At 27.1% G+C, this 11,915-nt stretch carries 10 protein-coding genes; 5 read left to right on the forward strand and 5 right to left on the reverse strand.

The window, feature by feature from the left end; all coding sequences use genetic code 11:
- Positions 1–15 precede the first annotated feature (15 nt).
- The 5 genes from ACY2RX_RS07295 to ACY2RX_RS07315 are packed head-to-tail and all read left to right on the forward strand — an operon-like array spanning position 16 to position 6,269.
- Complete coding sequence (locus tag ACY2RX_RS07295; protein ID WP_490103306.1) at positions 16–1,731, forward strand: phospho-sugar mutase; 1,716 nt, start codon at positions 16–18, stop codon at positions 1,729–1,731.
- Positions 1,731–3,560: an ABC transporter ATP-binding protein gene (locus tag ACY2RX_RS07300; RefSeq protein ID WP_490103307.1), complete on the forward strand. Its 1,830-nt coding sequence runs from the start codon at positions 1,731–1,733 to the stop codon at positions 3,558–3,560. The genes ACY2RX_RS07295 and ACY2RX_RS07300 overlap by 1 nt, the downstream gene beginning before the upstream one ends.
- A complete protein-coding gene (locus tag ACY2RX_RS07305) occupies positions 3,560–4,768 on the forward strand; it encodes a glycosyltransferase family 87 protein (RefSeq protein WP_490103308.1) in 1,209 nt (402 codons plus the stop codon). Before ACY2RX_RS07300 ends, ACY2RX_RS07305 begins: the two co-directional genes overlap by 1 nt.
- 2 nt (positions 4,769–4,770) lie before the next feature.
- Positions 4,771–5,484, forward strand: a complete 714-nt coding sequence (locus tag ACY2RX_RS07310) for a glycosyltransferase family 2 protein (RefSeq protein ID WP_490103309.1) — start codon at positions 4,771–4,773, stop codon at positions 5,482–5,484.
- Positions 5,481–6,269: a polysaccharide deacetylase family protein gene (locus ACY2RX_RS07315; RefSeq protein ID WP_490103310.1), complete on the forward strand. Its 789-nt coding sequence runs from the start codon at positions 5,481–5,483 to the stop codon at positions 6,267–6,269. The genes ACY2RX_RS07310 and ACY2RX_RS07315 overlap by 4 nt, the downstream gene beginning before the upstream one ends.
- Here the strand turns inward: ACY2RX_RS07315 and ACY2RX_RS07320 are convergent.
- From ACY2RX_RS07320 to ACY2RX_RS07340, 5 genes are all read right to left on the reverse strand, one after another.
- Entirely contained in the window at positions 6,266–7,684 is a 1,419-nt protein-coding gene (locus ACY2RX_RS07320) for a CCA tRNA nucleotidyltransferase (protein ID WP_490103311.1), read from the reverse strand. The two genes, ACY2RX_RS07315 and ACY2RX_RS07320, sit on opposite strands and share 4 nt — an antisense overlap.
- Before the next feature lie 70 nt (positions 7,685–7,754).
- Positions 7,755–9,059, reverse strand: a complete 1,305-nt coding sequence (locus ACY2RX_RS07325) for an ArnT family glycosyltransferase (protein WP_490103312.1) — start codon at positions 9,057–9,059, stop codon at positions 7,755–7,757.
- Positions 9,060–9,163: 104 nt separating this feature from the next.
- Positions 9,164–9,898, reverse strand: coding sequence for a class I SAM-dependent methyltransferase (locus ACY2RX_RS07330; RefSeq protein WP_490103313.1), 735 nt, complete (start codon positions 9,896–9,898; stop codon positions 9,164–9,166).
- The gene (locus ACY2RX_RS07335; protein ID WP_490103314.1) at positions 9,899–10,840 is read right to left on the reverse strand and encodes a glycosyltransferase; all 942 of its coding nucleotides are present in this window, start codon (positions 10,838–10,840) and stop codon (positions 9,899–9,901) included.
- Positions 10,830–11,915: a DegT/DnrJ/EryC1/StrS family aminotransferase gene (locus tag ACY2RX_RS07340; protein WP_490103315.1), complete on the reverse strand. Its 1,086-nt coding sequence runs from the start codon at positions 11,913–11,915 to the stop codon at positions 10,830–10,832. The genes ACY2RX_RS07335 and ACY2RX_RS07340 overlap by 11 nt, the downstream gene beginning before the upstream one ends.

The following is an 11,915-nucleotide window of genomic DNA, read 5'->3' on the forward strand; positions in this document are numbered from 1 at the left end:
CAATTTTCTATCAAAATGAATGATATTTTAGATAAAGCAAAACAATGGTTAACAGCTACTTTTGATGCTGAAACTCAGAAAGAAATTCAAGAATTAATCAATACAAATTCTAATGATTTAGCAGACAGATTCTATAAAAATATGGAATTTGGTACAGGTGGAATGCGTGGAATTATGGGCGCAGGAACCAACAGAATTAATAAATATACCTTAGGTAGAGCAACCCAAGGTTTATCTAATTATTTAATAGAAAACGTAAAAAAAGAACAATTAAAAGTAGTAATTGCTTTCGATTGTAGACATAACAGTAAAAAGTTTGCTAAAATTGTGGCAGATGTTTTTTCTGCAAATAATATTAAAGTATTTCTTTTTGAAGATTTAAGACCAACTCCAGAATTATCCTTTGCAGTTCGTCATTTAAATTGCGATGCAGGTATTGTATTAACAGCTTCTCACAATCCGCCAGAATATAATGGTTATAAAGTTTATTGGAATGATGGTGGGCAAATTGTACCTCCTCATGATAGCGGAATTATTAATAAAGTAAACGCGTTAGATTTTTCTGAAATTAAATTTAATGCCAATGAAAGTTTAATTGAAGTAATTGGTAAAGATGTTGATAATGTCTTTATTGATGGTGCTGTTAAAAACGGATGTTTGTCTGATAAAATTGACAGAAAAAAACTAAAAGTAGTTTTTACGTCTTTACACGGAACATCAATAATTTCTGTACCAGATGCATTGGCAAAAGCTGGTTATACAGATGTTCATATAGTTGAAGAACAAAGAAAACCCAATGGAGATTTTCCAACAGTAAAATCTCCAAATCCAGAAGAACCAGAAGCTTTAAAAATTGCTACAGATTTAGCTGATAAAATTAAAGCAGATATTGTAATAGGTACAGACCCAGATTGCGATAGATTAGGTGTTGCTGTAAGAGATACTGATGGAAAAATGAAGTTGATGAATGGCAACCAAACAATGGTTGTTATGACTGAATTCTTGCTAAAAAAATGGAAAGAAGAAGGTAAAATTAACGGAAACCAGTTTGTGGGTTCTACCATAGTTTCTTCTGAATTGGTAAATGATGTTTCTGCCAGTTATGGTGTAGAAACCAAAGTTTGTTTAACAGGTTTTAAATGGATTGCAAAACTAATTAGAGATTCTTCAGAACTCGATTTTATTGGTGGTGGTGAAGAAAGTTTTGGTTATATGGTTGGCGATTTTGTTAGAGATAAAGATGCAGTTACTGCAACACTTTTAGCTTGCGAAGTTGCAGCATACGCAAAACAAAATGGCAGTTCTTTTTATGAAGAATTGCTAAATATTTATGTAAAAAACAGCTTTTACAAAGAGCATTTAATTGCTATCGTTAAAAAAGGAATGGATGGCGCAGCTCAAATTAAACAAATGATGAGTGATATGAGAAACAATCCTATCTCTGAAATTGATGGAGAAAAAGTAGAATCACTTTACGACTATCAAGCATCAACTAAGAAAAGTTTAATTACAGGAGAAATTACAACTATAGATTTACCTAAATCTAACGTTTTAATTTATCAAACAGAAAAAGGCACAAGAATAGCTGCAAGACCCAGTGGAACAGAGCCAAAAATTAAATTCTACTTTAGTGTAAATGCACCTTTAGACAACACTAAAAATGCTGAAAAAGTAGAAGCTGAATTGGATGTTAAAATTCAAAGAATTATAAAAGAAATGAAACTCGATTAATGAATCATTTTAAAGACATTTTAAAATATGAAAAGAAATATAGAAAGTTTACTCTTTTAAACATTTTCTTTAATATTTTATATGCCATTTTTAATGTTTTATCTGTTCTCGCTTTTATACCAGTTTTAGGAATACTTTTTGAAACAGAAAAGAAAATAACTTCACAACCAACTTATGAAGGAATTACGAATATTGGTAGTTATTTAAAAGAAAATTTTTATCATTTTATTTCACAAAAAATAGATAATGATGGGCAAATAAATACACTGTTATTTATTTGCCTATTAGCTTTGTCACTGTTCTTTTTAAAGAATTTTTTTAGGTATTTGGCTTCTTATGTTATTACTTTTTTAAGAACAGGAATTGTAAAAGATTTGCGAGATAAATTGTACAATAAAATTGTAGAATTGCCTATCTCTTACTTTACCGAAAAAAGAAAAGGAGATATTATTGCTAGAATGACTGCTGATGTACAAGAAGTAGAAGTTTCTATTTTAACATCTATAGAAACCATTGTAAGAGAACCACTTACCGTAATTATTGCAATAGCAATTATGCTTTTTATGAGTGTAAAATTGACACTTTTTGTATTTATTTTACTACCTGTTTCTGGTTTTATCATTTCATCTATCAGCAAAAAATTAAAAGCAAATTCTGTAAAAGCCCAAAAAGAAACTGGTACTTTTTTATCTTTTATCGAAGAAACTTTAGGCGGTTTACGAGTGATAAAAGGGTTTAATGCAGAACAAATTATAAAGAAAAAATTCAACAATTCTACTTCTATTTTTAGAAACTTAATGACGAGTGTTTTTCATAGACAAACACTAGCATCTCCTATGAGCGAATTTCTAGGGTCTGCCACCATCATTGCCATTCTTTGGTATGGAGGAACCGAAGTTTTATCGAACACAAGTTCTTTACAACCAGATGAATTTATGGGATATATTGTCTTGTTTTACACGGTTTTAAATCCTATTAAATTAATTACAACTTCCTATTATAATATTCAAAAAGGAGAAGCATCTGCAGAGAGAATTATGCAAGTTTTAAATACCGAAAACAACATAAAAGACAAACCTAATGCTATTGTAAAACAATCTTTTGACAAAGAAATTGAGTTTAAAAACATTTCTTTTAAATATAAAAAAGAATATGTTTTAAAAGATTTTTCTTTGACTATTAAGAAAGGAGAAACTGTTGCTTTGGTTGGACAATCAGGTAGTGGAAAATCTACCTTAGCAAATTTAATTACTCGTTTTTATGATGTTAACGAAGGTGCTGTTTTAATTGATAACATCAACATAAAAGAGCTCACAAAAAAATCTTTACGAGATTTAATGGGTATTGTTACGCAAGAATCCATTTTATTTAATGATACCGTAAAAAATAATATAAAATTAGGTACAGAAAATGCATCAGAATCTGCCATAAAAGATGCTGCTGATATTGCAAATGCTTATGAATTTATAAAAGATTTGCCAGAGCAATTTAATACCAATATTGGCGATAGTGGTAATTCTCTTTCTGGCGGACAAAAACAAAGGCTTTCTATTGCAAGAGCTGTTTTAAAGAATCCTCCTATTATGATTTTAGATGAAGCAACTTCTGCTTTAGATACAGAATCTGAACAATTGGTGCAGCTTGCTTTAGAAAAAATGATGCAAAACAGAACTTCTTTAGTCATTGCGCATAGATTGTCTACCATTCAAAAAGCAAATAAAATTGTAGTAATGAAAAAAGGACAAATTGTAGAACAAGGTAAACACGAAGAATTACTTGCCAACAAAGGCGAATATTTTAAGTTAGTAACTATGCAAAGTCTTAATTAATGTTTAAGGTAAAATCCATCAGAAAAAAAAAATCTAATTTTTTAAAATCTTCATTTCAAACTAAAAAGAGTGTTTTTTTGTTTGGCTTGTTTTTTACGTTTGCAGTTACTTTTAAAGAAGTAATTAATTTATCTTATAATAATTTTCAGATATTTTCTTTTGGTTCTATCGATTTTTGGAACCATATAAACCCTTATTCAGATTGGTATCACTTAAGTCTTAGAGGCAAACCTTTAGATGTCTTTATTTACTTGCCTTTATTTTCGATACTTTTTACGCCTTTTACACTTTTACCAAGTTGGCTTGGAGCTTTTACTTGGAATTTTTTTACCTATTTTGTTTTCTACACCTCTATTTTTACGCTACCAGAAAAATTTAATTTTAAAGCTAAAAAGTTTATATTTTTTATTTCTTGTCTATTACTTTTTGCAACGCAATTATCAATGCAATTTAATCCAATTGTTGCGGCTATATTTTTATTCTCATTTACTTTATTCGAAAAAAATAAAAGTTTTTGGGCAATCTTATTAATTTCAATCTCTGGTTTTATTAAAATTTATGGTATTTTTCAATTGATTATGTTGCTTTTTTATCCCAAATTTTGGAAAAACGTAGGTTACACTTTTATTATAGGAATAGGATTACTTTTCTTACCATTAATCCGTTTTAATTTTAAAGAATTATTTATGTATTACCAATCTTGGTTAACAGCAGTTTCTGAACACTCAACAAGAGCACAAGATTTTTACAGTATTTACAGACCAATTTATACGCTATACAATTCCATTAATGATTCTGCTTCTATAATTGCAATAGTTGTACTTTTCTTTTTGTTTGTGATTACAATATTAAAATTAAAAAAATTTAAAAACTCGTTTTCGTTAAGAGCTCAGTTTACGGGTATATTAATGAGTTGGTTAATTATTTTTGGTTTAAGTTCTGAATTGCACACCTATGTAATTGCTATGGTTGGTTATGCAATTTGGTACTTGTTTAGCGAAAAAACGAAACTAAATACAATTTTATTATGGGCAAATTTTGTACTCATTGCTATTTTTCCGATTGATATTCTTTGCCCAACAATAATTTCTGATGTTGTTTTAAAAGATTTACATCTTGCTGTAATTATATTTTTTATTACCTGGGTTAGAATGGTTTATTTAACGTATTTTTCGAATACTAACAACTACAATAAGATTCAAAAATAAAAATGAGTTTAAAACCAGAACTAACAATAATTTTACCTATTTACAACCCTCATAAAGGTTGGGAAAAACTTTTAGGCTCTGAATTACAAAATTTGGATACTTATTTTAAAGAAATAACTTTTAAAATTATTATTGTAAACGATGGTTCTTCTAAAGAAATCGACAAAGAAATTAGTGTTTTAAAAAATCAATATTCAAACTTAGAATACATAAGCTATCCTAAGAATAAAGGAAAAGGTTATGCCGTAAAAAAAGGATTGCAAGAAGCTAATTCTATTTTCTACATATATACTGATTGGGATTTTCCTTTTGGTACAAAAGCAATCAACACATCTTATAAACTAATGAAAGAAAATGGTTTTGATGTAATTGTAGGCACAAGAACCATAGATTATTATAAAAAACTACCTTTTTTTAGAAAATTTATTTCTGCTGGATTAAGAGCTTTAAACTTCTTACTTCTTGGCTTTAAAAACATAGATACACAAGCAGGATTAAAAGGAATCAATGAAAAAGGACGCAAACAATTTTTAGAAACCAAAACCAATAGTTTTATTTTTGAATTTGAATTTATTAAAAGAGCTTTAAAAAATCGCTTAAAAATCAATTATATGACGGTTCATTTAAGAGAAAATATGATTTTTACTAATTTTAGCTTAAAAACATTACAAAAAGAGTCTAGTAATTTAATTAGAATGTATTTTAATAAAAAATGAGCAAAAAAATATTATTAACTTTTGATTTAGAAGAGTTTGATTTACCGTTAGAATACAATTTAGATATCAGCAAGAAAAAGCAGCTAGAAATTAGCACAAAAGGTCTTTTAACTTTATTAGATTTATTAGAGAAATATAATGTAAAAGCAACTTTTTTTACCACAGCTTATTATGCTGAAAACAAACCAGAATTAATTAAAAGAATTATTGATAAAGGGCATGAGTTGGCTTCTCATTTATATTATCATTCTGATTACAACCCAGCACACATTGCACTTTCTAAACAAAAATTAGAAGAAATTTCTAAGCAAAAAATATATGGAATTAGAAGTCCAAGATTAAGACCTTTAAGTTTTGATGAAATTAAAAAAGCTGGCTATACATATAGTTCTTCTTTAAACCCAACTTATATTCCTGGTAGATATAATAACTTAAAAAAACCAAGGCAAATTTTTTATGATACAACCTTAAATATACTACGTGTGCCTTTTTCTGTTACACCAATTTTTAGGTTTCCATTATTTTGGTTGAGTTTTAAAAGTTTACCATTAAGTATCTATTCTTTTTTATGTAATAGATCTTTAAATAAGGATAAATATTTGCATCTATACTTTCATCCATGGGAGTTTTCTGACATAACAGCTTTTCAAATTCCTAGTTTTATAAAAAATGTTAGTGGTAAAAAAATGACTACTAAATTTGAAAAATTTATTCAAAAAATAGCACAAAAAGGCGACTTTATAACTGTTAAAAAATACCTTAAACAAAACTTTAGAGAAAACTAGTTTTTATCAACTTTAAAACCTAATTCTTCTCCTTTTTTAATCATAAATTGATAAGAAGCTTCTTTTTCATTGGGTATAATTCCATCTAAAATTGCATTTTTAATAGCCTCTTTTATCACTCCAATTTCTCTACAAGGCTTTAAATTAAAGACTTTTATAATTTCTTCACCTGTAACAGGTGGCTGAAAGTTACGAATTCTATCTCGCTCTTCTACTTCTTTTATTTTAGTACGCACTAATTCAAAATTTTGATGATAACGTTTAAATTTCTTTGGGTTTTTTGTGGTAATATCTGCTTCACACAAAGTCATTAAAGAATTAATATCGTCTCCAGCATCAAAAATTAAACGTCTTACAGCAGAATCTGTAACTTTACTCGCTAAAACAATAGGTCTAGAACTTAACAACACCATTTTCTGAACAAATTTCATTTTATTATTCAATGGCATTTTTAGTCTTTTAAATAATTTATAGACCATTTTAGAACCAACAAATTCGTGTGCATGAAATGTCCAACCCACTTTTTTACTAAACTTTTTGGTGGGCGCTTTACCAATATCATGCAACAAAGCTGCCCAACGTAACCAAACATCATTGGTGTTTTCAGAAATGTTATCAACCACCTCTAAAGTGTGATAAAAATTGTCTTTATGCTTTTGCCCTTCTACTTCTTCCACTCCTTTTAAGGCAATAATTTCTGGTAAAATTTGCTTTAACAATCCTGTTTTTTCTAACAATAAAAAACCGATTGATGGTTTTGGTGATGCTAAAATTTTATTTAGTTCAACAACAATTCTTTCTCTTGTAATAATCTTTAATCGATTAGAATTTTTAGTGATTGCGTTCAAAGAATTTTCTTCAATTTTAAAATTTAATTGTGTTGCAAAACGAATGGCACGCATCATTCTTAAAGGATCATCAGAATAAGTTATATCTGGATTTAAAGGTGTTCTAATAATCTTCTTTTTTAAATCATCAATGCCGTTAAAAGGATCTAATAATTTGCCAAAATTAGTTTCATTTAAACTTAAAGCCAACGCGTTAATAGTAAAATCTCTTCTATTTTGATCATCTTGCAAAGTACCAGCTACAACTTCTGGATTTCTACTATTCTCAGAATACGATTCTTTTCTAGCTCCAACAAACTCAATTTCTACATCATTGTAACGCAACATTGCTGTACCATAGGTTTTAAAAACTTGTACTTTTGGTTTTTTGGGCAATAATTCTGATACTTTTAAGGCCAAATCAATTCCGCTACCAATGGCAACAACATCAATATCTTTTGCGTTTCCTCTTTTTAAGAAAAAATCGCGAACAAAGCCACCAATTACATAACTATCTACTTGTAATTGTTTTGATGCGTTAGAGATTACGCTAAAAATTTCTGCTGAAATTGCTTCTGTATACTTCATAATTTTAAAAGTGACGCAAATTTACATTTTAGTAAAGACTTTAAAAACTTATCTACTTTTTAATGAATAACTATTTTTTCTTTAAGAGAATAGCTTTTTTATCTTGAAGATGCAAATTAGATATAATTTCATACTCTTTAAATTCTTTATTTTTCTCTAAACTTGATTCTATAATGATATAATCTCCTTCTGATAAATTTTTATTAATCGTAGCTAACTGAAACTCTTCTGGAAATTTATATCCTAGTACGGCTGGATTTGGAGAATTATACTTGCATAAAAAATAATAAGAAGGAGAAATTCCTTGTAAATATACATTCTCTTCCATTTTTAAATTAGCTTTTAAAATTGGAATATTTTTTTGTTGGCTTAAATGCATTTCTTTAGTTTCAATATATGTTTTATACAGCTCAAAAAATGAAGATCCTATAAAAAAAACAGTGACAGCAAAAACTAATTTAGCTTTCTTATAAAAAAAATATTTTGGTATGCTAGCTATTAGTATAAGAATATATGGAATAATTAGTTGATAATAATGATCGTAATAAGCAAAACATAATTGACATAAAGAACCTAATAATAAAAATATAGCAAACCAATTTTTATTTGTTTTTCTAGTTTTATTAAAGATTAAATACCCAATTAAAAGTATAAAAGGAAACCTAATTAATAACTCTAAATTTTTTGTAAATAATCTAGATAATTCGTAATAAGTACCCGTTACAGATTCATCGCCTTTTAATGCAGAAACTCCAAAAATTTTATAAACAAAATCTATAATTAAAACTTTTTCGATATAAACAAAATAAACAGCTAATAATACTATTGGTAATAAAAAACCTAGTATTAAAAAAAAACTATAGTAAAAAAAATCTTTTGTCTTTTTTACTTCTCTAAATATAAAAAAGAACATAGCAGGAAACACAAACAAACCATACTGTTTAGAATAAAATGCGAGAAATACAAATATTCCTGAAAGAAACAGCTGCCATTTTTTGTTTTTCCAACTTAATAAAACCCATAAAGCAGTTAATTGAAACAATAATACATAAGGCTCTAATAAAATATGGTTTCCTTCTAAAACAAAAATTGAAGTAATACAAATTAATGTTAGTAGTAGCTTAGTTTTTTTATCCTCATTAAAATAGTTTAGTATTTTATAAAATAGTAAAGCAATTACAGGATATACAAGAAAAAAGAATACAAAAATCATTTCTAATCCTGTATTTTTATCTATATAAAAAAGAATAGAAAAAAAATACATAACCATAGGAGGATAACTACAGTTCAATCCTTTAAAAAAAGAAAATCCATTTGTTAAATCGTAAGCTATTTTTAGATAGAAACCTGAATCTGGTCCTATAGAAGGGTACAAAAACACTATAGTTAAATAACTAAATATTACTATACTAAATACAAAAATAAAAAACACAAAAAATTTGTTATGTTTTGAATCGAAAAGGTGAATGTTAGCTATTTTCATTTATTTTTTTTTGCAACAACAAATAACGAACTTCCAAAAGGAATATTTCCAATATTTAAAATAAAATAATTTTCAATTCTTCCCAAAAAAGAAAAGATAGCATTAACAAACGACGATGTTTTTTGCACATCTGAATATACTTTTTTAACAGGTTTTATTTTATATATAAACTTTTGAATAAGTATTATTAAAAACAAATATGGCATCCTGTAAGATGCCTTTTCTATTGTAAAACCTATTTGTTTTAACTGATAAATTAAATCTTTTTTATAGTACCTTCTTTTTGTATGGACAACTGTATCATGGTCTCTTTTTAAAATATTAAAAGCTGCCAAGTTTAAAATGAGAGTACCATTATTATTTAAACTATTATAAAACTTCTCTAAAACTTTGTAATCGTTTTCTATTGCAGAATGATACAATACATCTATAGAGGTTATAACATCATATTTAATTTCAGCTTCCCAAGTATTTAAATCACCTTGTTTTACATTATTTAATCCTCTTTTTTCAGAAAAGCAAATTGCTTGTTCAGAATAATCGATACCAGAAACATTCCCAAAAACTTTTAATAATTCCATTAATCTTCCTGTACCACAACCAGCATCAAAAATAGATAAACTTCTAGATTTTTTTTCTTTGACATAAGAAATAATTAAACAATGAATAATTTTGTACCACCAAAAATCATTTTCTTGTTCATACATATTTTTATACTCCTCTTTTTCCATCTAACTACTTAAGCTATAAGATTTTCTAATTGAGTATTGAGGCATTCTATTTTGAGCCATAAACATTCTTCCTATATATTCACCAATCATTCCTAGGGCTAATAATTGTATTCCAGAAAAAATTAATATTAAAATAATCATAGTTGTATATCCCATAGGTAAATTGGGGTTATAAAATTTTTCAATTACAGTAATAATACCATAAACAAAACCTAAAATTGAAAAAACAAACCCTACAAACATAGATACACGAAGTGGTAAAACAGAAAAATTTGTAAACATATTAAGCCATAAAGAAACTAATTTTTTTAAAGTATAATTAGATTTTCCTTCTTTTCTTTTTTGGTGTTTTACTTGTATTTTACCAATATTATTAGTTGTTCTTAAAATTAAGCCGTCTATATATGGAAAAGGCAAATCATATTTAATAATTTCTTTTACTAAAAATGCATTAAGAATTTTAAAACTGGATAAATATAATTCTTTTGGTTTTTTTAATAAAACTGTTGCTACTTTATCATTAAATCTACTTCCTAAATTTCTAAAAAAATTATGCTCTTTTTTTTCATAATAGGTATAAACTACATCGTTTTTTGAAACCACAGCATACTCAATTAATTTTATAACTTCAGATACTGTATTCTGAAAATCATCATCCATAATTACAGTATAATTTCCTGTTACATTATTTAAACCTGCCATAACAGCATTATGTTCTCCCACATTTTTGGCCAAACTAAAAAACTTTACTGTTTCTTTATATTTTTCAAAAATTGAAATACATACTTCCTCTGAATTATCTGGAGAGCAGTCATTTACTAAAACAATTTCTAAAAGATAGTTTTTAGTTAAAGAAGTAATTAACTGGTTTACTAGCTTTGATATAGATTTAGCCCCATTATACACAGGAATTACAATAGAAACTGATTCTTTATTTTTCATAATTATTTACTACTGTAACTATTCTTTGTAAATTTTCTTCTGTAAGTTCTGGGTAAATTGGTAAACTAATAATTTTACTTGTAAAATCTTCAGCAACATTTAAACATTCATCTTTTTGAGACAAGAATGCTTTTTGCTTATGAATTGGAATTGGATAATGTATGAATGCTTGAATATTATTATCATTTAAATAATTTAAAAACTGATCTCTATTTGATATTTTTATGACAAATAAATGATAAACAGATTTACCATACTTGTTTTCTTTTAAAAACTCAACTCCTTTTAAGTACTTTTTATAATAATTTGCTATATGATTCCTCTTACTATTCCAGTCATTTAATAAAGGCAATTTACTTCTTAAAATAGCCGCTTGTATTTCATCTAATCTACTATTAATTCCTTTAAAATTATGGTGGTATCTTTTTGTTTGCCCATAATTTCTTAATGAAATTAATTTGGTATATAGCTCTTTATTATTTGTTGTTATAGCACCAGCATCTCCATAAGCTCCTAAATTTTTTGTTGGATAAAATGAAAATGCTCCACAACTACCAATTGTTCCGCATTTTTTTGTTTTATAACTTGCGCCAGCTGCTTGTGCACAATCCTCAATAACCTTTAAATTATACTTATTGGCTATCTTCATTATTGCATCCATATTACAACTTTGTCCATATAAATGAACAGGAATAATTGCTTTTGTTTTTGATGTAATTTTTTCTTCAATTTTTGTGTAATCGATTAACCCATCCTCTTCAAAAATATCTATAACTATTGATTTTGCTCCAGACTGTTCTATTCCTGTAATTGTAGGAAAAGCAGTAACACTTGTAGTTATTACTTCATCATTATAACCAATCTCATTTGCCATTAAAGAAAGTGTTATTGCTTCTGTTCCAGAAGCCACTCCAACACAATATTTAGCGTTTAAATATTCAGAAAATTCTTTTTCAAAACTCTCTACTTCTTTACCTAAAACGTACCAACCACTCTCTAAAACTCTAGTTATTGCTGAATCTGTAGCTAGTTTATTATTTTGATAATGTAATTTAAAATCGTTAAATGGAATCAT

The organism is Polaribacter sp. 2405UD43-2 (assembly GCF_058147125.1).